Raw genomic sequence first — 21,278 nt, 5'->3', positions numbered from 1 at the left:
GGTGTTACGCGGACCCTGCCGGGCTGAACACGCCACGGCCTCACCCCATGGTACGGGGCCATTCGACCGGCGGCTCCCGGGGATACATATATGCAGCTCAGGGCACTTATCAGCAAGCGATCAGGCGAGAAACCAGGGGCGCGGGCGGTATCAATTTGCGGCTCCGCCGCGTGGGCGCGACCAGCCCTCACGCACCCGCACCCGACAAAGCACCCGAACCGCCCTACCCCTTGCTGGGGCTCGGCGACACCTTCGCGCCCTTCTTCAGGAAGCCCATGTCCTGGTAGACCGGCGTCTGGAAGCCGAAGGCGCCCACGTTCACCAGCTCCTTCCGGGCGCCCACGATCTGTGGCCGCTGGTACAGCGGCAGCGACCCCGCCGCCGCCCAGATCCTGGAGTCCGCCTTGCGCAGCAGCCCGTCCGCCTCGTCCTCGTCCAGCGTGCCCAGCGCCTGGTCGAAGAGCTGGTCCACCTGGTCGGTGCCCACCCGCGTGTAGTTCTGCTCGACGTTCAGCGACCCGTCGGCCGCCACCACCGGCTTCGCGTAGATCGGCCGGGCGTCCGTCGCCGGGAACGCCGACGACGGCCACGAGTACAGCGCGAGGTCGTACTGCCCGGACGCGACGTGGTCCTTGAAGTAGCTGTCGTCCGAGACCTTGTGGATCTCGGTCACGATCCCCACCTTGTCCAGCATCTTCGAGATCTGGTCGGCGACCGTCTGCAGCGTCTCCGAGCCCGGCCCCGACGGCAGCACGAACCGCAGCGAGAGCGCCTTGCCGTCCTTGGCCAGCGGCCCGGCCGGCGCGCCCGCGCCCCTGGGTGCCGCCGTGCCCTTCGGCGCGTACGCCCCCGGCGCCCCGTGGGCGTGGTCCTTCTGGTGGTCGCGGGTGTCCTTGTCGTGGGCCTTGTCGTCCTCCCCGACGATGTACTGCCCGTCGTGCCCGCCGTCCGACTGGTCGCCCTTGTCGCCCTTCTTCTGGTCCTCCGCGCCGGCCGCCTTGCCGCCGGTCTTGACCGGCCCGCCGGCCACCCAGCCCGCGTCGGCGAGCAGCGCCTGCGCCTCGTGGGTGTCCAGGTCGCCGACGGCCCCGCTGCCGTCGGTGTAGGCGGCCTGCCCGGACAGGGCGACATGGCTGCCGACCGGCACCGCGGGCAGCCCCAGCGGGGTGAGCACCAGCTTGGCGAGCGCCTTGCGGTCGAGGGCGCGGGCGACGGCCCGGCGCACCCGCTCGTCGGCGAGCGGGCCCTCGGAGCCGTTGAGGGCGAGCTGGGTGAAGGCGGGCTCCAGCGACTTGCGGACCTCGAAGTCGCGCAGCTCGTGCTGCTGCTCCAGCCACTTGGCGATGCTCCTGCGGAGCTTCTTCGGCCCCTCGGGGAGCTTCTCCTCGGCCATGCCGAGGGTCAGCGCCCAGGACCGCAGCTTCTTCGCGGAGGTCTTCCCGGCGCCCTGCAACGGCAGGCCGGTGCCCTTCTCGCGGCCGGCGATGCTGATCCGCTCGGCCTCGGAGGCGTCGATGTCGGCGACGTCGACCGTGCCGGCGGCGAGCGCTGACGCCCGCTTCTCGCGGTCCACGGCGTGCAGGTCGATCTCGTCGAGCTTGGCGGGGCGGCCCCACCAGCGCGGGCTGCGGGTGAGGACGACGTCCTTCTTGGCGGTGTCGACCTTGTCGACCCGGAAGGGGCCCGCGGTGACGGTGAGCTTGCGGCGGGCGCCGTCGTTGAAGGCGTCCGGGGTGCCCATGACGTCCTTCGGGTACAGCGGCGAGAACAGCGACTTCCAGTCGGCGTACGGCCGGTCGAAGGTGACCCGGACCTCCAGGTCGTTGGCGCCGCGCTCGATCTGGGCGATGCGGTCGTAGCCGGCGTTGCGGGCGGTCCAGTAGGCGGAGTCCTTGCCGGACAGGGCGCGCCACTGGGCGGCGAAGTCGGCGGCGCCGATCTCCCGGCCGTCGCTCCAGACGGCCTGCTGGTCGAGCTTGTACAGGACGACCTGACGGGGCTCGGTCTCGATGACCTTCGCCGACTCCAGGTAGTCGGGGTTGCGGACCGGCTTCCCGGTGGCGTCGATGGTGAACATCGACGGCAGGACGGCCTGGGCGACCCGGGTGGTGCCCGCGTCGGCGTCGGCCTGGAAGGTGTTGAGGGTCTCCGGTACGGCGTCCACGGCGATCTTCAGGATGCCGCCCTCGGCGACCGCGTCACGGGCGACCGGCACGATGTCCTGCCCGGCCAGCGGCTTGCTCCCCTCGTCGTCGGAACCGCAGCCGGCGAGGAGGGGCACCGCGAGCGCGCCTGCGGCGAGGAAGGCGAGGCTTCGCTGGTAGCGCCGGGGTGTACCGCCGTCGTTCGGCTGCGGCGCCGTCGTGGCTGGTCGCGCAGTTCCCCGCGCCCCTGAAGGGGCGCTACGGCTGACGCCGTGGTGAGACATCTCTGCTTACCTCCGGGAGGCCCCGTGACAAGGGTGCGGTCTGTTCACATTTGGGGGTATTTTGGAGTTGATCACATGTACGTCAGAAGTACGGACCCCACTGAAATGGACGGGGTCCGTCGGCCGGGGACGACACGGCGGCGGGGGCTGCCAAAGGCCACCCGTGCGGCGCAATGCCGTGCTCTTCCCCGGCGCACACAGAGCGCGTGCGGGCGTGCGACGGAGGCACGCAATCCGCCAATCGCTGCACATGGCTTCACATCAGTAGGTGTGACGCGCAACACTCGCAGGCGCATGAACGTTGCCGCCTTGGACCACGAAGTCCGCGGAAGTGAGGTCACGTCATGTCCGTGCACGACGACCTGACGTCAGTCCAGCGTTGCCTAGAAGACCTGAACCGGTCCGTCGGCCGCCTGGAGCAGCAGCTCGGGAGCGGCGGACTGGAGATGCGCCGCGTCCGATCCGACGCCGATCACCTGCGCGAGAGCGTGGCACTGCTCCGGGAGGCGGCCAACTCCGGCGCCCCGAGCAAACGCCCCGAGCTCGTCACCATCTCCGACGATCCGTACGACATCAACCTGTGGACGGACACGGACGACGAGGGTCTCGGCGCCCGCGACCGGCACGCCCCGTAGGAGCGCCGCCCGCAGGGACCCGACCCCCGACCCGACCGGAGTCATCCGTTGGCCACTGGTACGGAACCACATCAGAACAGCGGCGGCGTACGCACCCGTACGCGCGCCGCGATCTCCGCCCCGCACCTGCGGACCGACCGCTGGTGGCTGGCACCCGCCGTCACCGCGGCCGGTCTGTTCGCGTTCGTCGTCTACTCGACGTGGCGGGCCTTCTCGAACGCGCACTACTACTCGGCGCCGTACGTCTCGCCGTTCTACTCGCCGTGTCTGGCCGAGAACTGCAAGACCATGCCGTCCGGCCCGAACGCCGACCTCTTCGGCAGCTGGTGGGCGATCTCCCCGGCGATCATCATCCTGATCTTCCCGCTGGGCTTCCGCCTGACCTGCTACTACTACCGCAAGGCGTACTACCGCAGCTTCTGGGCGTCCCCGCCGGCCTGCGCGGTGGCCGAGCCGCACGCGAAGTACACCGGTGAGACCCGCTTCCCGCTGATCCTGCAGAACGTCCACCGGTACTTCTTCTACTTCGCCCTGCTGGTCGCCTGCGTGCTGACCTACGACACGGTCCTGTCGTTCCGGGACACGCACGAGAACTGGGGCCACATGGGCCTCGGCACCCTCGTCTTCCTGGTCAACATCGTGCTGATCTGGGCGTACACGCTGTCCTGCCACTCCTGCCGGCACATCGTCGGCGGCAAGCTCAAGCACTTCTCCAAACACCCCGTGCGCTACAAGGCGTGGCAGTTCGTCGGCCGGCTCAACGACCGGCACATGCAGCTTGCCTGGGCGTCGTTGGTGAGCGTGGCGCTCGCCGACTTCTACGTCTATCTGCTCGCGTCCGGTGTCTTCGACGATCCGCGATTCTTTTGAGACAGGGGCTTCTGATGTCAGCGGTGGAGCGGCAGCAGTGGGACGTCGTGGTCGTCGGCGCCGGCGGGGCCGGACTGCGCGCCGCGATCGAGGCGCGCGAGCGGGGCGCCCGTACGGCGGTGATCTGCAAGTCGCTGTTCGGCAAGGCGCACACGGTGATGGCCGAGGGCGGCATCGCGGCGGCCATGGCCAACGTCAACGAGCACGACAGCTGGCAGGTCCACTTCCGCGACACCCTGCGCGGCGGCAAGTTCCTCAACCAGTGGCGGATGGCCGAACTGCACGCCAAAGAGGCCCCGGACCGGGTCTGGGAGCTGGAGACCTGGGGCGCCCTCTTCGACCGCACGAAGGACGGCAAGATCTCCCAGCGCAACTTCGGCGGCCACGAGTACCCGCGCCTGGCGCATGTCGGCGACCGCACGGGTCTCGAACTGATCCGCACCCTGCAGCAGAAGATCGTCTCGCTCCAGCAGGAGGACAAGAAGGAGACCGGCGACTACGAGTCCCGGCTCAAGGTCTTCCAGGAGTGCACGGTCACCCGGATCCTCAAAGACGGCACACGCGTCTCCGGGGTCTTCGCGTACGAGCGGGAGACGGGCCGTTTCTTCGTCCTCGAAGCGCCCGCCGTCGTCATCGCGACCGGGGGCATCGGCAAGTCGTTCAAGGTGACGTCGAACTCGTGGGAGTACACCGGCGACGGGCACGCGCTGGCCCTGCTGGCCGGGGCGCCGCTGCTGAACATGGAGTTCGTGCAGTTCCACCCGACCGGTATGGTCTGGCCGCCGTCGGTGAAGGGGATCCTGGTCACGGAGTCGGTGCGCGGCGACGGAGGGGTGCTGCGCAACTCCGAGGGCAAGCGGTTCATGTTCGACTACATCCCGGACGTCTTCAAGGAGAAGTACGCCGAGTCCGAGGAGGAGGGCGACCGCTGGTACGAGGACCCGGACCACAACCGGCGTCCCCCGGAGCTGCTCCCCCGCGACGAGGTCGCCCGCGCGATCAACTCCGAGGTGAAGGCGGGCCGCGGCTCCCCGCACGGCGGGGTCTTCCTGGACGTGTCGACGCGGATGCCGGCCGAGGTGATCCGGCGCCGGCTGCCGTCCATGTACCACCAGTTCAAGGAGCTGGCGGACGTCGACATCACGGCGGAGGCGATGGAGGTCGGGCCGACCTGCCACTACGTGATGGGCGGGGTCGCGGTGGACTCCGACACCGCCGCCGCCCGCGGGGTGCCAGGGCTGTTCGCGGCCGGTGAGGTGGCCGGCGGGATGCACGGCTCCAACCGGCTCGGCGGCAACTCGCTCTCCGACCTGCTGGTGTTCGGGCGCCGGGCGGGCTGGCACGCGGCCGACCACGCGGCGGACCTCGACGAGCGGCCGGCGGTGGACGACGAGCAGATCGACGCGGCGGCGGCCGAGGCGCTGCGGCCCTTCTCCGCCGAGGGCCAGGAACCGGACTCCGGCCCGCCGGAGAACCCGTACACCCTCCACCAGGCGCTCCAGCAGTCCATGAACGACCTGGTCGGCATCATCCGCCGGGAGGGCGAGATGGAGCAGGCCCTGGAGAACCTCGCCGAGCTGCGGGTACGGGCGCGCCGGGCCGGGGTGGAGGGGCACCGGCAGTTCAACCCGGGCTGGCACCTCGCCCTGGACCTGCGGAACATGCTGCTGGTCAGCGAGTGCGTGGCCCGCGCCGCGCTGGAGCGCACCGAGTCGCGCGGCGGCCACACCCGCGAGGACCATCCGGTCATGGACCGCCGGTGGCGCCCCGTCAACCTGCTCTGCCGACTGGCCGACCCCACCGGCGGGTTGGCCGCCACCGACCCGGAGCGCGGCCAGATCACCCTCACCCGTGAGAGCACCGACCCCATCCGAGCCGACCTGCTCGCCCTCTTCGAGAAGGAGGAGCTGGTCAAGTACCTCGCCGAAGAGGAGCTGTACGAATGAGCGGCTACACGGCCCACTTCCGGGTGTGGCGGGGCGACGTCGAGGGCGGCGGCCTGGAGGACTTCAAGGTCGAGGTGAACGACGGCGAGGTGGTCCTGGACATCATCCACCGCATCCAGGCCACCCAGGCCGCCGACCTGGCCGTCCGCTGGAACTGCAAGGCGGGCAAGTGCGGTTCGTGCTCGGCGGAGATCAACGGCCGCCCGCGCCTGCTGTGCATGACCCGCATGTCCGTCTTCGAACAGGACGAGACCATCACGGTCACCCCGCTGCGCGCCTTCCCGGTGATCCGGGACCTGGTCACGGACGTCGGCTTCAACTACCAGAAGGCCAGGGAGGTCCCGTCGTTCGTACCGCCTGCCGACCTCGGCCCCGGCGAGTACCGGATGTACCAGGAGGACGTGGACCGCTCGCAGGAGTTCCGCAAGTGCATCGAGTGCTTCCTGTGCCAGGACACCTGCCATGTCGTCCGCGACCACGAGGAGAACAAGACGGCCTTCGCCGGCCCCCGTTTCCTCATGCGGGTCGCCGAACTGGACATGCACCCACTGGACGCGGCGGAGACGTCCGGCCTGGACCGCAAGCGCACGGCCCAGGACGAACACGGTCTCGGCTACTGCAACATCACCAAGTGCTGCACGGAGGTCTGCCCGGAGGGCATCCACATCACGGACAACGCCCTGATCCCCTTGAAGGAGCGGGCGGTCGACCGCAAGTACGACCCCCTCGTATGGCTCGGCTCGAAGATCAGGAGGCGCCCCGCAGGAGGCTGAGCACCTGCCGCAGGTTGGACTCGGCGATGTCCTGCATCTGTTCCCGCTCCGGGAAGTCGCCGTCCAGCAGCCGCAGCGGCCCGGCGACGAGGTTGAGGTGCATCGCCAGCCGGTACAACGCCGTGCGGTCCTCGTCGAGGTCGGCGGTGCGCAGCACGTCGTAGGCGGGCCCGAAGCGGAGGTCGAGGAAGACGTGCTCCCATTCGGCGTCGAAGTACATCAGGCCTTCGATGTCGATGAGCGCGGGGTCGCCCTCCTCGGTCACCAGGACGTGGTCCGGACCGAGTTCGCCGTGCACGAGGGAGGCGTGCTCGCGCGGTTCGACCGCGTCGTAGAGCTCGTGCACCCACTCGGCCAGCGCCTGCCGTACCTCGCGCACCCGGGGGTCCCGCTCGGCCACCTCCGCGATGTCGCGCATCGCGCGGTCCGCGACGACCTGTTCGCAGGAGCTGCCGCGCGGTTTCCCGCCCTCCTCCACCAGGGCGGCCTTGCCGTACCCGGCGGAGACGCACTCGCGGAGCACGCCGAGCGTTCCCGCCAGCCGGGCCAGCGGCACCCGTGCGGCGCCCGGGTCGCTGCGCAGCAGCACCTCCAGGCTGCCGCCGCGGACGTCCTCGACGACCGCGGCGTAGGCGGGCAGGTGTTCGGCGTCCTCGTCGGCGAACAGCAGGCGCGGGGTGCGCACGCCGAGTTCGGTCAGCAGGTCGTGGGCGGACAGGAAGAGGCCGAGACCCGAGGCGTGCGCGAAGGGGTCTCGGATGTCGACGTCGGCGGGCCCCCAGTAGTCCTCCTCCGGGGACCAGACATACGCGATCGCGCTGCGGCCGTTGTCGAGGGCGAGCCGGTAGACGCCTTTCTTGCTCCCTCCGCGCAGCCGGGTGACCGCGGCGGGGGCACGGCCGAGGGCCTCGCGGGAGAGCGACGCGAGGTCGTCACGGGTGAGGTGGGCACGAGCGGTTGTCATGGCGTACGAACCCAGTCCTTCCGATAAGAGGTCCAGTCATCCTCGGTGGCGGCGAAGTCGACGTACAGGGCGACGCCGAAGTTAGCGCGATCCGCGTCCGTCCGTGACAGTCCCAGCCGAACCCCGCGCACGGCCGCCGGCACGGTCTCGGCGTGCGCCCAGTGCCCGAACCGGTTCTCGTGGTAGAAGGGCAGCCCCATGAGAAGCTCGGTCGACCTGGGCGTGACCTCCAGCGCAAGGCTCGTCTGCTGCGCGACGTAGCCGCCGTACAGGCTCTGCAGGGGCTGCATGGTGTCGTACGACATCACCGCGATCTGATCCACCCGACGAGCGACTTGCCCGAAATACTCCTGTGACCACCATTTGGGATGACCGGTGACAGTACCCCAGAAGGAGTGAAAGGCCGGGAGCGGATCGATCTGGTGTGCGGCGACGGAGAGCAGCGGGGTTGCGGGGCGCAGGGCGTCGAGGAGGGCGAGGTAGTTCCGGTCGCCGGAGTGCAGGGGCTCCAGGTCGAAGTGGACCCCGTCGAACCCGGCACCGACGACCTGCCGGGCGGACTCCACGACAGCATCCCGCGTCTCCTCCTTCTCCAGATGCATGGCATACGGCTTCTCGGGCGCGACCTCGTCCCCGAGCCAGGCCTGCACCCGGACGCCGGGGAGTTTTCGATGCACGGCTGTTATCAGCCAACGAGCCTTGGGATAGGCCGATTTGGGCAGCGTGCCGTTGTGCTCAAGTGGTCCGGCATGGACGTAGAGGTCGCGTATGCCGGTGTCCGCGAGCCGGGCGGCGAGGGCGGTGACGTCGGCGTCGGTCTTACGACCGTCGACCCAGGCGTGACCGAGCCAGAGGGAGTCCCGGCTCCTGCTGTACGTACCGGCCTTCGGGTCGCCGGTGTAGTTGATGCGGAGGGCGGTCTCGGCGATGAGGAGGGGGACCAGCAGCACGACGACGACGCGCAGCGTCCATCTGCCGACTTTCGCTTTCCCACCCGCCCAGCCCGTGCGGCTCTCGCCGTCGGGTGCGGGTGGCCCCAGTGGGGGTGCGGGCGCATCGGCGGCTGTGGCTGAGACCGACAGGGGGGCCGGTCCGTCGGCGGGTGTGGGTGACGCCTGTCCGGAGACCGGTCCGTCGGCGGGTGCGGGTGACGGCTGCTCGGAGTTCCGGCCGTCGGCGGGTGCGGGTGGCGGCTGGGTGGAGTTCGGTTTGTCGGTGGTTGTGGGGTCTCTCTCCGGGTTCGGGCTCCGTTTCATGTTCTGTCCCCCTTTTCTCGTTGTCCCCCGGCTGTCTCCGCCCCGGTCGCGAAGGCGACTAGCTGCCCATACGCTCCGAAATGTGACGTCATCCTTGATCCGGGGTCGGCCGAGGCATGCCACCGGGCACATAGGTGTGCGGGTGGGGCATGCGGTGCTGGGCGGGGTGGCCGGGGTGGTCTGGCTGGTGTTGCCGGTGATGACGAGCGCCACTCAAGATCCGGTTCCCGTGACGGGCGGCGGGACGGTCGCCGCGGCCCAGGCGGCGGACGGGGCGTCGGCCACCGACTACGTCCTGCCGCTCGTCGCCGTCGCGGCCGCCGGCGCCCTGGGCGGCTACGGATACGTACGCCGGATACGGCGGGCCCGCTCCCGCACCACGCCGGGGATCCTCTCCCCCGCCCCGCCGGCTCCGTCGCCCGTCGACGTCGAGCGGCAGGCCCGCGCCTCCCTGGTCCTGGCCGACGACTGCGTACGCACCAGCCGGGAGGCGCTCGGGTACGTCGACGGGGGCGAGCCCGTCCTACGGGCCCTGCGGGCGGCCGAGACCGAGCTGGCGGCCGCGTTCGCGATATGGCGGCGGTACGAGGAGGGGGTGCCCGGGGACGACGCCGGCCGGCGTCAGGCACTGGTGGGGGTGATAGGGCGGTCCGCGGAGGCGGGGCGGCAACTGGACGCGGGGGCGCCGGAGTTCGACGCCGAGTGGGACACGGGGGATGCGCTGGCGGTGGCCGAGGGGCGGTTCCGGCAGCTGGCGGGGCGGACCGGCGGGGTGGCGGGCGCGCTGGCCGAGGGGGGTGAGCGGTACGGCGCGACGGCGGTCGCCTCCGTCGTCGGACACGTCGAACAGGCCAAGGACCGGCTGGTGTTCGCGACCTCACGGCTCAACCAGGCCCGCCAGGACGCCGATTCGGGCGACGGCGACGGGTCCCGGCGGGGGGTGCGGGCCGCCGAGGGGGCCGTGGCGCAGGCCGGGGTGCTGCTGGGCGGGGTGGAACGGCTGGTCCGGGAGCTGCGGACGGCGGCGGAGCTGCTGCCGGCCGCCCTGACGGGCGCGGAGGCGGAGCTGGCGGGTCTGCGGGGGACGGCCCTGCCTGCGCGGCTGGCGCACGCCGACGCCGTACTGGCCGCCGTACGGGAAGAGATGACCGGTGGGCCGTACGACGCGTTGGACGCGCTGCGCCGGGTCGTGCGGGCGGTGGAGGGGACGGGGGGCGGGCGGTCCGGGGTGATCGCGGCGGGGGCGGGGCTGGTGGCACGGAGTGCGCTGGGGGCGGCGGACGACTTCGTCGGGACGCATCGGGCGGCGGTGGGGGCGGAGGCGCGGGCGTTGCTGGCGGGGGCGCGGGGCGCGGCGCCGACGGATGCGGACCGGCTCGCCCGGAAGGCGCGGGAGCTGGCGGAGCGGGATGTGCGGGCGCACGGGAACCCGTTCGCCGGGGAGGCCGTGCATGGGAGCGGGGTCGCGGGGGCGGTGCTCGGGGGTGTGCTGCTGGGCGAGGAAGGGGACGGGGGGCCGGTGGTGACCTTCGGGGGGCCGGAGAGCAGGGGGAGGCTGGGGTAGCGCGTCAGGGGGTGCCGCGGGGGGGCGGCGGGCGGCCACGGGTGGGTGGGGGCTTGTCGCGCAGTTCCCCGCGCCCCTAAAAGAACAGGAGCCGCACGAGCGCCCCTTCAGGGGCGCGGGGAACTGCGCGATCAGCCCCACGGCGCCGCGCCATGACCACGACCTCCTCAGAACAGGCTGAGCAGAGCCTCCGCAGGGTCCGTCAGGCCCGTCTCCCCGTCCGGCAGCGGGAGTTCGAACCACACCGTCTTCCCGCGCGGCGTCCGGCGTGAGCCCCACGCCGCGCTGAGCAGGCCGACCAGTTGCAGTCCACGCCCGCCCTCGTCGGTGTCCCGCGCCCTACGGCGCCTCGGCTGGACCAGGCCCGAGTCCCACACCTCGCACACCAGCGTGCGGTCGAGCAGCAGCCGTAGCCTTATCTCGCCCTCGCCGTACCGCAGGGCGTTCGTGACCAGCTCGCTGACGAGCAGCTCCGCCGTGTCGACCAGCGGCTCCAGGCCCCACGTGACCAGCTGGCCGCGGGCGTACTCACGGGCGCGGCCCACACTGCGCGGCTCGCGCGGCAGCGCCCAGTCGCCGACCGACTCGGCCGGCAGCCCCTGTACACGTGCCATCAGCAGCGCGATGTCGTCCTCGCCGTGGTGCGTGTCGAGGGTGTTGAGGACGTGGTCGCAGACGTCCTCCAGGGGCTGGGACGGGTCGGTGAGGGCGCCGACGAAGGCCTGGAGGCCCTCGTCCAGGGGGTGGTCGCGGGACTCGACCAGGCCGTCGGTGTAGAGCGCGAGGAGGGCTCCCTCGGGGAGTTCGACCTCGACCTCCTCGAAGGGCTCGCCGCCGACGCCGAGCGGCATGCCGGGCGGGACGTCGAGCATCAGGGCGTCCTCGCCGGGCTCGACCAGGACCGGGGGCAGATGGCCGGCGTTGGCGAACGTACAGCGCCGGGTGACGGAGTCGTAGACGGCGTACACACAGGTCGCGAGGTAGACCTCGGAGAGGTCGGCGTCGCGGGGCTGGCGGGCGGTGCGGGTGGCCTGCTGGACCCCGCCGGGGGTGCCGAGGCCGCGGGCGATCTCGTCCAGCGCGGAGAGCACCTCGGCCGGTTCGAGGTCGAGCAGGGCCAGCGTGCGGACCGCCGTGCGGAGTTCACCCATCGCGACCGCCGCGCGTAGACCCCGGCCCATCACGTCGCCCACCACCAGCGCCGTGCGGTGGCCGGGGAGTTCGATGACGTCGAACCAGTCGCCGCCGACCTCGGTGGCCGCGTTGCCGGGGAGGTAACGGCAGGCGATGTCCAGGCCCGAGGCCTCCGGGTCGCCTGGCGGCAGCAGGGACCGTTGCAGTATCAACGCGCGTTCGTGCTCGCGCCGGTAGAGGCGGGCGTTGTCGATACAGACGGCGGCGCGGGCGGCCAGCTCCACGGCGAGGTCCCGGTCCCGGTCGCCGAACGGCTCGCTGCCCTTGGTGCGGGCGAACTGGGCGAGGCCGACGACCGTGTCGTGGGCGACCATGGGCACGGCCAGCGTGGACTGGACGAGGCCGCCCTCCGCGGCCGGCACATGCTGCGGGCGGGCGGTGCGCAGGGCGTCTGCGCACGGGGAGTTGAAGGGGTAGTGGTGGACCGCGCCGACGGCGACCGGGACGCCGCCGCCCACGAAGGGGGCGTCGGAGACCGCGCTGGCGAAGGCGACCCGGCGCAGCTCGGCGCTGCCGTCCGCGAGGCCCGGCGGGGTCTCGTCGCCGGCCAGCAGGCCCTGGTAGAGATCGACGGTGGCGAGGTCGCAAAAGCCGGGCACGACCACGTCGAGGAGTTCGCGGGCGGTGGTCTCCAGGTCGAGGGAGTTGCCGATGCGGGCGCCGGCCTCGTTGAGGAGGGCGAGATTCCGCCGGGCCGCGGCGGCCTCGCGGGCGGCGGCGCGGCGCGCGGTGATGTCCTGGCCGAGCCAGGCGATGCCGATCGGGCGGCCGGAGCCGCTGTGCACCCGGTAGAGGTTGATGGACCAGTGCCGGCGTTGCTCGGAACCCGGCACGAACCCGGTCACGTGCATGTCCGTGATGGAGTTGCCGGTGTCCAGGACCCGGCGCAGGGTGGCCGCGACCCGCTCGGCCTCGGAGCGCGGCAGGTAGTCGTGGACGCCCTTGCCGCGGTGGTCGTCGGGGGTGCCGCCGAAGATGGAGGAGAACTGCACGTTGGCGCGGCGGATCCTGAGGTCGGGGTCGATCAGCAGGAAGCCGAACGGAGATTGACCGAATATCGACTGCGAGGCGGCCAGGTCGGTCTCGATGCTGCGCAGGGTGCGGACGTCCACCACTATGCACACGGCCGCGTTCTCGCCCTCGGCGGTGCGGGTGGGCATGACATAGACCTCGGCGATGCCCTCCTCGCCGCGTTCACCGTCCGCCGTGCCGGGCATCCGGAACGGGACCACCCCGGTCCACTCCCGCCCGTCCAGGATCTCGGCCATCTTCCGCTGGCCGCGCTCGCGCAGGTCCGGGTCTATGAACGCCTCGATGGGGTCCATGCCTACGGCGCGCTCGGCGGGGATGCCGAAGATCTGCTCGGCGCGCAGGCTCCACTGGTCGACCAGGCCGCCGGCGCCGATGGAGAACGAGGCGACCTTGATGTAGTCGTAGATCGAGCCGGGCGGGCTGCTCTGCCACATGGCGTCGCCAGGGGCCGCCGCGGCTGTCTCCGCGGTCCCCGCCCTCGCGCCGTCCGACGGGTCCTCGGACTCCGTGGCCTTAGCTGGTATCTCGCTCACGCGAACCGTCCCCTCCAGCTCACCGCGTCCGGCACCGGTCACCGGGTGCGGCTGCCCGCAGTATCCAGCACTACGGCGCCGCCTGACACGGTGTTCACGATCACAGCACGGTCCCGACGATTTCCGGACCGGACCGTGACAACACTTCCAGTCTTCTAACCAGGGAACACGCCGTCGAATCACGTACTCCGGCACGTGTTGATCAGCCACTCTCGCGGGTGGACGGCGTAGCACCGCGTGTACACCCCGTTCACCCCGTTCACCCGGGTACGGCCAGCTCGAACCAGACCGTCTTGCCGTTGTCTCCGGGCCGGGTACCCCAGCGGCGAGAGGAGCCCGCGACGAGTTGCAGACCGCGGCCGTTCTCGTCGTCGGGGCCGACGGCGCGTTCGCGGGGCGGGTCCGGGAGCGGGTCCGAGACCTCGACGCGGAGCGTGTCGCCGAGGCCGGCGGGCCGCATCAGGCGGACGCCGATGGGGCCCGTGGCGTGCCGCAGCGAGTTGGTGACCAGCTCGCTGACCAGCAGAGCGGTGATGTCGGCGAGGGTGTCGAGGCCCCACCCGCGCAGTTGGTCACGGACCGCGGTCCGGGCGGTGCGCACGGCGCCCGGTTCCGCGGGAAAGGTCCACTCGGCGGTGTCACCGTCGGTGTCGATCACACCGATCACTTCCCAGTCGCTTCCCTGGCTGCGAGCCCACCCCTGTCCGGTTTCGTGGGGTTAATGGGCACATACCCGATTACCGGGGGGCAGTACCGCACGGGAGGGCGCACTGTGGTGCGAACGGCTTACGCCGGGGGGGGGCCGGGCGCCTAGGAGCTCGGGGGGCGCGGGTGTCGGGCGCCTGCGGGTGCGTTGTGGCTTGTCGCGCAGTTCCCCGCGCCCCCTGGTGGAACCGGGGCTACGCCCCGTGTCCCACCATCGCGGCCACCTCGCGTACCGCCGGTACGTCCTGGTCCAGCCAGGGCACGGTCCAGAGCTCCTCCGGTGACAGCCAGCGCAGCTCGTCGTGGTCCTGGAGAGGCTTGGGGGCGGTCGAGTGAGGGTGGAGCCGGGCCGTCCACACCTGGAGGACGTACGGCTCCCGCAACGGCCACTCCCCCGGCACCCGCGTCAGCGTCTCCGCCTCCACGCCCAGTTCCTCGCGCAGTTCGCGCACCAGGGCGTGCTCGGGGGTCTCGCCGGGCTCGACCTTGCCGCCGGGGAGCTCCCAGCGGCCGGCCAGCTCGGGGGGCGCGCTGCGGCGGGCCGCGAGGAGGCGGCCGGCGTCGAGCAGGGCGGCTCCGACCACCACGATCCGTTCGCTCATGGGCCGGAGCCTACGGGAGGGTCAGTTCCGGCTGGCCCCGTCCCCGTTGCTGTGGCCGATGCGCTCGACCCAGTAGAGCTGCTTGTGTCCGCGGTCGTCGAGACTGTCGGCGATCTTCTGCGCCTCGGCCCGGGTCGCGTACCGGCCGACGCGGTAGCGATTGCCGTTGTCGTCCTGCCGTATGACGAGCCAGGGGAGAGAGACCGTGCCTTCCGTCATCGCGCCCCTCCGCATCTCCCGGCTCCCGCCCATCCCCGCCCCGCTAAGGAAACCGCACTCCGCATATGCCCGAGCGTACGCCTAACCTTTACGCAGCGAATACGCCTTTTCACAAAGAGGTACGCAACCAGCCAGAACGGTGGGGGCGCACGGTGACGAATGCGCCGTTCGCGCGCCTTTCACTTCGGGTCGCGAGCATACCGGGGACAGCCGGGGCCACCTGGGAAAACGGCCGGATTCCAACGCCGGGACGCAGGTCCGGGCCTGAGTGGTGAAGGCGTCAACCATCGCAAGGGTGTGCGCTACTTCACGCAGAGGTGGTACGCGCGCTACTTCACCGGCAGATGGTAGGACGCCCGGTAGCGGTCGGCCGGGATGACGACGTCCGCGGTCTCCACCGGGCGGCCCGAGGCGTAGTACGTCCGCTGGATCACCAGGACGACATGGCCGGGGACCCCGCCCAGGGTGAGCAGTTCCTCGGCGAGGCCGGGGCGGGCACCGACCTCCTCGGTGACGTTGTCCACGACGACGTCGATGGCGCGCATCCGCTCGACCACCCCCATCCCGCCGAGCGGACCCTCCTCGGGCAGCATCACAGGGGTGCGGCCGGTGACGGCGAGGGGCTCCCAGGAGGTGGAGAGCATCATCGGCTCACCCGCGTCCCGGAACAGGTACCGGGTGCGCATCACGCGGTCGCCGACGTGGATGGCGAGCCGGTCGGCGATCGCGGCGCCGGCCTCGGCCTGCTCGCTGCGGGACTCCCAGGTGCCGCGCGCGGCCGCGTCCGACTGCTCCTGCCGGAACGGGGTGGCACCGCCGACCGGGCGGAACCCGGAGCGGGCCACCCGCCGGGGCACGGGACGCTCGCGCACATAGGTCCCGGAGCCGGAGCGGCCCTCGACCAGCCCCTCGGCCATCAGCACCTTGCGGGCCTCCAGGGCGACCGTGTCCGAGACGCCGTACTCCTCACGGATGCGGGCCTGGGAGGGCAGCCGGGTGTGAGGCGGCAGCGAACCGTCGACGATCTTCTTGCGGAGATCACCCGCGACACGCAGATACGCCGGCTGCTCACCGAAAGTCACTGGCCGCTCCCATCAGGTTGTACAGACAGCAACAGCGTGGCAACCGTGGGTTGAGCCTTGCAAGCAAAGGCCAGAGAATCACTCGATGTGATGACATGTGGCGGGGGGAGGCTTTACGCAGGCACTTTCTCCCCGTTATAGCCGCGATCACACCTCCAGGCCGGAGCCACTTCCTCCGCTGCCGGAGCCGGTGCCTCCGTCGTCGTACGAGGGCGGAGTCGTGGCGAGGCCCAGAGCCTTGCGCGCGGTGACGGTCCGCTTCGGGTCGAGCAGCGCCGAACCCTTGTCGTAGTGCGCGTAGTACGTGTCCGCGTCCGTGGCCTTCGCGGCCTTCGCCCACTCCGCCTTCGCCCGGTCGAGGTCCGCGACCAGGTCGTTCACCGGCTGCTTCGCGTCCGGGCCCCAGCCGTGCGCGCGGAGCATCGCGGTCTGCTTGCCGATGGCCGTGGTCACCCGGTCCGCCCACTGCCGGTAGCCGGGCAGGTCGTCCTCGACGTACTCGGCCTCGGGCACCGCACCGAGGGCGGAGTTGAGGACGTGCGCGGCGTCGAGGTAGGCGACCTGGTCGGCGTCCAGCACGCTCTCGTCGTTGCGCAGCGAGCCGGACAGGGTCCGGCCCTCGGTCGTGTTGCCGAAGACGCAGGCGACCTCCCGGTCGCCGTACGCCCAACTGTCCTCGCTGGGCGTGAAGTAGTACACGTCGACGTCGCCGGGGATCGCCCAGCCGTCCATCGCGTAGCCGTCCTCCAGGGCGTAGCAGCGCTTGTCGGCGGAGTCGCCGACGCTGTCGTCACCCGGGTAGGACGAGCCCTTGAGCCGGTAGGTGGCGAAGACCTCGCCGTCGTGCGCCTTCTCGCAGTCCACGACGGTGACGTCGGAGACCAGGTCGCCGGTGAGCGTGCCGTCGGGGGTGTCGAAGCACTCGCCGGTGGAGAGGGAGAGGCTGGAGCTGTCGTTCACGCCCTCCTTGACGCCGTCCCAGAACTCGCCCGCCCCGCCGGTGGCCAGCACCAGCACCCACAGGGCCAGCCCGACCGAGGAGAACACCGACCCGGTGACCGCCATCGCCTTGCCGCGCTCACCGCGCTTGCGGATCTGGCTCAGCCCGATCAGCCCCAGCACCAGCCCCACCCCCGGCAGACAGCACAGCAGCCCGAGCACGAGGGAGGCGATGGCGAGCCCGTTGACGGGCGGCTGGGCGGCGTAGGGGCCGTAGCCCTGCCCCCAGGGCTGGTACGGCCCGGGGTACGGCGGCTGCTGCCCGTACGGTCCCTGCGGGTACTGCGGGTACTGCGGCTGGCCCGACTGGGGCGGTGGGTAGGGCCCTTGTGGCTGGTGGGGGCCGGGGGGCGGAGGTATGGACACCGGTACCGTGCTCCTGAGGGGGCGTCGGGCCGCGTGGAAACGGACGGCTGAACTGACGTACGACTGCGCGCATCGTAAGCGTGCCGTGAACGGGGGCGGAATGAGGGTGGGGAAGGCGGCAGGGCACGCGGCGAACTGTCGGACGCACTGGGCCTGCCGGCGGGAATGGCCGCAGCGGGCCCCCCGCCCGAGCGGCGTTACGTCACCACCCGGATCAGCGCTGCCTTCGACCGCCCCTTCGGCTTTCTCGCCCTGCACCGGCACTCCCGGCTCGTCCTCGCGGCGGGCTGGGTGACGGATCCTCCGCCCTTCCCCGAGTACACCTGGGAGCACGACGAATGAACGACACCGTCCGCGCCGTCAACGCGCTCACCGCACGCTGGGCGCGGCAGACCAGACAGGGCACCGTCATCTCGGCCGCCGGTGTCTGGCCGCTGCTGGCCTTTCTCGCCGACGGCGCCGCGGGCCCGGCCCGGGACGAACTGACCCGGGCCGTGGGGATGCAAGCGGACCAGGCCGCCGCCGGTGCGCGGGAGTTACTCACGGGGCTCGACTCGATGGCGGGCGTCGGGGCGGCTCTGGGGCTGTGGACCGACCGGGCGCTGGAGCTGCGCGAGCAGTGGGCGGCGGGGCTGCCCGCCGACGCGCACGGGGTGCTCGGCGCCGATCTCGCGGCCTCCCAGGAGGCGCTGGACGCGTGGGCGGCCAAGCGCACCGAGGGGCTGGTCGAGCGGATGCCGGTCCGGCCGGCCGAGGGCGCCCGGATGGTGCTGGCGACCGCGCTGGCGCTGCGCACGGACTGGCAGCACCCGTTCCGGGAGACGATGCTGCGGCCCGGCTCCGGGCCCTGGCAGGGGCGGGACCTGGCCGGTCTGCACCGCAGCAGTGTCCGCCTGGACCGGATCGGGGTGACCGCCGGTCCGGAGGGGCACGTCACCACGCTGAAGATCCTGGGCGACAACGGTCTCGACGTGCACCTCGTGCTGGGCGCCGAGGGGATGGCCCCGGGGCAGGTGCTGCACACCGGCATAGGCGTCCTGGAGCGCGCCCTCCCGGTGACGACCGGCGGACAGCTCCCGTACGGGCCCGCGGGGCCGGGTGTGGTCGTGGAGCGGCAGCCGTCCGTGGCCCCGGACCCGATCCGGCTCGACGTGACCACCCCGGGCTTCGCGGTCCGCGCCGACCACGACCTGCTCCAGCTCCACGGGCTGTTCGGGCTCTCCACGGCCGCGGACGCCCGCGAGGGGCACTTCCCCGGGATCAGCACCGCGCCGCTCGCCATCGGGGCGGCCGGGCAGTCCGCGGTCGCGGAGTTCGGGCCGCTGGGCTTCCGGGCCGCCGCGGTCACTGCCGTGGTGGCGGCGCCGGGCGGCGGGCCGCCGCAGCACCGGCACGAGTCCACCGTGGTGCGGGCCGCCTTCGACCGGCCGTTCGGCTTCCTCGCCGTGCACCGGCAGACGCGGCTGGTGCTGGCGGCGGGGTGGGTTACGGAGCCGACAGCCGTGGGCCAGCTGTAAGTGCCGCGATGCGCCGTCGTTCGTCTGCGGCGCCGTCGTGGCTGGTCGCGCAGTTCCCCGCGCCCCTTACGGGGCGCTGATGCTCAGCCGAAGTCAGTAGCCCGCGTGCGCTTCTCCCAGGCGGCGATGTCCCCTCGTACGACGTCGAGTTGCGTCAGTACTGCGGTCACCGCGTCGTCGCCCAGGGGGAGGTGCAGCGGGGTCTCCTCGGCGTCCAGGGCGGCGAGGATCAGGGCGGCCGCCTTGGCCGGGTCGCCGGGCTGGCTGCCGTCGCCGCCCCCGACGGCCGCGCGGGTCGCGGCGACCCCGGCGTAGACACCGGTGTCGTCGCTGGCCCCGGCCCGGCCCGTGTCGAAGAGCGAGGTACGGAAGGCGCCCGGCTCCACGATCAGCACCTTGACGCCGAACTCCCGCACCTCGTCGGCGAGCCCCTCGGACATGCCCTCCAGCGCGAACTTCGTGCCGCTGTAGGCCGAGAAGCCCGCGAAGGACATCTGCCCGCCCATGCTGCTCATCTGCACGATCGCCCCGGAGCGCTGCCGGCGCAGGTGTGGCAGCACCGCCCGGACCAGCGCGGCCGGGCCGAACACATGCAGGTCGAACAGGTCGCGCAGTTCGGCGTCGGTGGTCTCCTCGAAGGCGCCGACATGGGTGCGGCCCGCGTTGTTGACCAGGACGTCGATCCGCCCGTGCCGGGCGATCAGGTCCGCCACGGCGGGCTCGATCGCCGCCGTGTCCGTGACGTCCAGGCGGACCGGGTCCACCCGGCCGGGGTGGGCGGCGGCCAGCTCCGCCAGTGCCTCGGGGCGCCGGGCCGCCCCGACCACGGTGTCGCCCGCGGCGAGCGCGGCCTCGGTGAGCGCCCGGCCGAAGCCGCTGCTCGCGCCGGTGATCAGCCAGACCCTGCTCATACGCCGTCTCCTCGTCCTTCGTGGTCCGCTCAGCCAACCACCCTTATCCGAAAGGGAGTTCACGTCCAATGGGTTTCCGGGGCGGGTTCACCTCACCGGCGTACGCCGGGCAGAGCGGCAGTCGTACGGTGAACACCGTGCGGCCCGGTTCGCTGCTGGCCTCGGCTGATCCGCCGTGGGCGGCGGACACGGCGGCGACGATCGCGAGGCCGAGGCCGCTGCTGCCGGTGGCCCGGGAGCGGGAGGCGTCGCCGCGGGCGAACCGCTCGAAGACGCGGGGCAGCAGCTCGGGCGGGATGCCGGGGCCGTTGTCGGCGACCCTGACCACCGCCTGGTCGCCGACGGTCCGGACGGTCACGGTGACCTTGGTGCCGGGCGGGGTGTGGGTGCGGGCGTTGGCGAGGAGGTTGGCGACGACCTGGTGGAGGCGGTCCGGGTCGCCCTCGGCCAGCACCAGGCCGCCCGGCATCAGGAACTCCCAGCGGTGGTCGGGTCCGGCCGCGCGGGCGTCGGCCACGGCCTCGGCGAGCAGCGGGCCGAGGCCCACCTCCTCGTGGGCCAGCGGGCGGCCGGTGTCCAGGCGGGCGAGGAGCAGCAGGTCCTCGACGAGGGTGCGCATCCGGCCGATGCCGGACTCCATGCGGCCCAGCGCGTACTCGGCCTGCGGGGCCGCCGACTTCGGGGCGCGGCGCACCAGTTGGAGGTGGCCGGCGACGGAGGCGAGCGGGGTGCGCAGTTCGTGGCCGGCGTCGGCGAGGAAGTCCCGCATGCGCAGTTCGGTGGCGTAGCGGTCGGCGAGGGCGCTCTCGACGTGTCCGAGCAGCCGGTTGACGGCCTCGGCGAGCCGTCCGGTCTCGGTGGCGCAGTCGGCCTCCGGCACCCGTTCCAGGGCGCGGACCTCACCGTGTCCGAGCGGTTCGCGGGAGATGCGGGTGGCGGTGGCGACGACGCGTTGCAGGGGCCGTAGCTGACGGCCGATCACGGTGGCCCCGATCAGCGCGGCGACGGCGAGGGAGGCGGCCGCGATCGCCGACTCGACGGCGAGCAGCCGGCCGAGCATCCGGTCCACCGGGCGCACCGACAGTGCGGTGACGACGGTGATCTCGGTGTTCCGGGAGTCGGCGCGCACGGCCTTGACCCGGTAGGTGCCGCGGCCGGGCAGGTCCAGGGTGTGGCGGTGGCCGTCGGCCTCGACCGTGGCGAGGATCCGCCGCTGCCCGGCGGTCGGGGCGGTCAGCTCCCCGGAGCCGGTGACCACCGCCGCGTGCCGGACCGTGCCCGCGCCGTGCCGGCCGGCCACGGAGACGCCGATGGTGCCCGCCGGGACCCCGAACGCCCTGAGGTAGGGCAGGCCGCTGGTCGGGGCGCCGATCTGGCCGCGGGCGGCCGACGAGTGCTCGGCGAGGGCGTCCAGGCGCTGGTCCAGGCCGGTCATCAGGTAGGTGCGCATGGCCAGCCCGGTGATGGCGATGATCACGACGGAGAGCGCGGCCAGCAGCAGGCTGCTGGAGAGGATCATCCGGGAGCGCAGGCTGCGCGGCCGACGCGGCCTGCGCGGGCCGCGTCTCATCGCTTCGCTTCGGCGGGCTTCATCAGGTAGCCGCCGCCCCGCACGGTGTGGATGAGGCCGGACCGGACGTGGTCGATCTTGCGGCGCAGGTAGCTGACGTCGCTCTCGACGA

General features: G+C 72.2%; 17 protein-coding genes and 2 pseudogenes. 7 read left to right on the top strand and 12 right to left on the bottom strand.

What is annotated here, in order from left to right; genetic code table 11:
* Window positions 1-223 precede the first annotated feature (223 nt).
* Complete coding sequence (locus KVT45_RS47295; protein WP_217557307.1) at window positions 224-2,428, bottom strand: ABC transporter family substrate-binding protein; 2,205 nt, start codon at window positions 2,426-2,428, stop codon at window positions 224-226.
* A gap of 344 nt (window positions 2,429-2,772) precedes the next feature.
* Here KVT45_RS47295 and KVT45_RS47290 point away from each other — a divergent pair, with 344 nt between their 5' ends.
* The 4 genes from KVT45_RS47290 to KVT45_RS47275 are packed head-to-tail and all read left to right on the top strand — an operon-like array spanning window position 2,773 to window position 6,652.
* Window positions 2,773-3,063: a hypothetical protein gene (locus KVT45_RS47290; protein ID WP_217557302.1), complete on the top strand. Its 291-nt coding sequence runs from the start codon at window positions 2,773-2,775 to the stop codon at window positions 3,061-3,063.
* 48 nt (window positions 3,064-3,111) lie between these two features.
* Entirely contained in the window at window positions 3,112-3,933 is an 822-nt protein-coding gene (locus KVT45_RS47285) for a hypothetical protein (protein ID WP_217557291.1), read from the top strand.
* Between the two features lie 14 nt (window positions 3,934-3,947).
* Window positions 3,948-5,879: a fumarate reductase/succinate dehydrogenase flavoprotein subunit gene (locus tag KVT45_RS47280; protein WP_217557275.1), complete on the top strand. Its 1,932-nt coding sequence runs from the start codon at window positions 3,948-3,950 to the stop codon at window positions 5,877-5,879.
* A complete protein-coding gene (locus KVT45_RS47275; protein ID WP_217557259.1) occupies window positions 5,876-6,652 on the top strand; it encodes a succinate dehydrogenase/fumarate reductase iron-sulfur subunit in 777 nt (258 codons plus the stop codon). Before KVT45_RS47280 ends, KVT45_RS47275 begins: the two co-directional genes overlap by 4 nt.
* Here KVT45_RS47275 and KVT45_RS47270 read toward each other — a convergent pair.
* A complete protein-coding gene (locus KVT45_RS47270; protein WP_217557234.1) occupies window positions 6,627-7,616 on the bottom strand; it encodes a phosphotransferase family protein in 990 nt (329 codons plus the stop codon). The genes KVT45_RS47275 and KVT45_RS47270 overlap by 26 nt on opposite strands.
* Window positions 7,613-8,872, bottom strand: a complete 1,260-nt coding sequence (locus KVT45_RS47265) for a glycosyl hydrolase family 18 protein (protein WP_254648394.1) — start codon at window positions 8,870-8,872, stop codon at window positions 7,613-7,615. The genes KVT45_RS47270 and KVT45_RS47265 overlap by 4 nt, the downstream gene beginning before the upstream one ends.
* Before the next feature lie 82 nt (window positions 8,873-8,954).
* On the opposite strand from KVT45_RS47265, the gene KVT45_RS47260 reads away from it, so the two are divergent.
* A complete protein-coding gene (locus KVT45_RS47260; protein ID WP_217557199.1) occupies window positions 8,955-10,436 on the top strand; it encodes a hypothetical protein in 1,482 nt (493 codons plus the stop codon).
* Between the two features lie 167 nt (window positions 10,437-10,603).
* On the opposite strand, the gene KVT45_RS47255 is transcribed toward KVT45_RS47260, so the two are convergent.
* The 6 genes from KVT45_RS47255 to KVT45_RS47230 form a co-directional block, all read right to left on the bottom strand.
* Entirely contained in the window at window positions 10,604-13,195 is a 2,592-nt protein-coding gene (locus KVT45_RS47255; protein WP_217557185.1) for a SpoIIE family protein phosphatase, read from the bottom strand.
* A 259-nt stretch (window positions 13,196-13,454) separates the two neighbouring features.
* On the bottom strand, window positions 13,455-13,862 hold the full coding sequence (locus tag KVT45_RS47250; protein ID WP_217557169.1) for an ATP-binding protein: 408 nt from the start codon (window positions 13,860-13,862) through the stop codon (window positions 13,455-13,457).
* Between the two features lie 232 nt (window positions 13,863-14,094).
* Window positions 14,095-14,502, bottom strand: a complete 408-nt coding sequence (locus tag KVT45_RS47245) for a (deoxy)nucleoside triphosphate pyrophosphohydrolase (protein ID WP_217557166.1) — start codon at window positions 14,500-14,502, stop codon at window positions 14,095-14,097.
* A 21-nt stretch (window positions 14,503-14,523) separates the two neighbouring features.
* Entirely contained in the window at window positions 14,524-14,721 is a 198-nt protein-coding gene (locus KVT45_RS47240; protein ID WP_089098990.1) for an SPOR domain-containing protein, read from the bottom strand.
* 329 nt (window positions 14,722-15,050) lie between these two features.
* The gene (locus KVT45_RS47235) at window positions 15,051-15,803 is read right to left on the bottom strand and encodes a GntR family transcriptional regulator (protein WP_217557151.1); all 753 of its coding nucleotides are present in this window, start codon (window positions 15,801-15,803) and stop codon (window positions 15,051-15,053) included.
* Window positions 15,804-15,950: 147 nt separating this feature from the next.
* Window positions 15,951-17,168 (bottom strand): DUF4190 domain-containing protein, encoded by a 1,218-nt coding sequence (locus tag KVT45_RS47230; protein WP_217557142.1) that lies wholly within the window; start codon window positions 17,166-17,168, stop codon window positions 15,951-15,953.
* A 186-nt stretch (window positions 17,169-17,354) separates the two neighbouring features.
* On the opposite strand from KVT45_RS47230, the pseudogene KVT45_RS47225 reads away from it, so the two are divergent.
* Window positions 17,355-17,510: pseudogene (locus KVT45_RS47225) on the top strand (proteinase inhibitor I4 serpin); the annotation flags it as partial.
* Window positions 17,507-18,685: a serpin family protein gene (locus tag KVT45_RS47220; protein WP_217557141.1), complete on the top strand. Its 1,179-nt coding sequence runs from the start codon at window positions 17,507-17,509 to the stop codon at window positions 18,683-18,685. The pseudogene KVT45_RS47225 and the gene KVT45_RS47220, both read left to right, overlap by 4 nt.
* A gap of 83 nt (window positions 18,686-18,768) precedes the next feature.
* On the opposite strand, the gene KVT45_RS47215 is transcribed toward KVT45_RS47220, so the two are convergent.
* From KVT45_RS47215 to KVT45_RS57080, 3 genes and pseudogenes are all read right to left on the bottom strand, one after another.
* A complete protein-coding gene (locus KVT45_RS47215) occupies window positions 18,769-19,596 on the bottom strand; it encodes an oxidoreductase (protein ID WP_217557138.1) in 828 nt (275 codons plus the stop codon).
* A gap of 43 nt (window positions 19,597-19,639) precedes the next feature.
* Window positions 19,640-21,115 carry a cell wall metabolism sensor histidine kinase WalK gene (locus KVT45_RS47210; RefSeq protein WP_254648393.1) on the bottom strand — a complete coding sequence of 492 codons (1,476 nt, stop codon included), beginning with the start codon at window positions 21,113-21,115 and terminating at the stop codon, window positions 19,640-19,642.
* Window positions 21,116-21,162: 47 nt separating this feature from the next.
* Window positions 21,163-21,278, bottom strand: a pseudogene (locus KVT45_RS57080) (DNA-binding response regulator); the annotation flags it as partial.

Origin of the sequence: Streptomyces sp. GbtcB6 (assembly GCF_019091475.1) — a bacterium.
GTDB lineage: Bacteria > Actinomycetota > Actinomycetes > Streptomycetales > Streptomycetaceae > Streptomyces > Streptomyces hyaluromycini.
This window is presented reverse-complemented; position numbering and strand designations above follow the sequence as displayed.

What these genes read in the sequence shown, in the direction of transcription:
- KVT45_RS47290 (WP_217557302.1), top strand. Translation starts at nt 2,773, where the DNA reads ATGTCCGTGCACGACGACCTGACGTCAGTCCAGCGTTGCCTAGAAGAC.
- KVT45_RS47245 (WP_217557166.1), bottom strand. Translation starts at nt 14,502, where the DNA reads ATGAGCGAACGGATCGTGGTGGTCGGAGCCGCCCTGCTCGACGCCGGC.
- KVT45_RS47215 (WP_217557138.1), bottom strand. Translation starts at nt 19,596, where the DNA reads ATGAGCAGGGTCTGGCTGATCACCGGCGCGAGCAGCGGCTTCGGCCGG.
- KVT45_RS47210 (WP_254648393.1), bottom strand. Translation starts at nt 21,115, where the DNA reads ATGATCCTCTCCAGCAGCCTGCTGCTGGCCGCGCTCTCCGTCGTGATC.
- KVT45_RS47270 (WP_217557234.1), bottom strand. Translation starts at nt 7,616, where the DNA reads ATGACAACCGCTCGTGCCCACCTCACCCGTGACGACCTCGCGTCGCTC.
- KVT45_RS47265 (WP_254648394.1), bottom strand. Translation starts at nt 8,872, where the DNA reads ATGAAACGGAGCCCGAACCCGGAGAGAGACCCCACAACCACCGACAAA.
- KVT45_RS47295 (WP_217557307.1), bottom strand. Translation starts at nt 2,428, where the DNA reads ATGTCTCACCACGGCGTCAGCCGTAGCGCCCCTTCAGGGGCGCGGGGA.
- KVT45_RS47280 (WP_217557275.1), top strand. Translation starts at nt 3,948, where the DNA reads ATGTCAGCGGTGGAGCGGCAGCAGTGGGACGTCGTGGTCGTCGGCGCC.
- KVT45_RS47220 (WP_217557141.1), top strand. Translation starts at nt 17,507, where the DNA reads ATGAACGACACCGTCCGCGCCGTCAACGCGCTCACCGCACGCTGGGCG.
- KVT45_RS47275 (WP_217557259.1), top strand. Translation starts at nt 5,876, where the DNA reads ATGAGCGGCTACACGGCCCACTTCCGGGTGTGGCGGGGCGACGTCGAG.
- KVT45_RS47240 (WP_089098990.1), bottom strand. Translation starts at nt 14,721, where the DNA reads ATGACGGAAGGCACGGTCTCTCTCCCCTGGCTCGTCATACGGCAGGAC.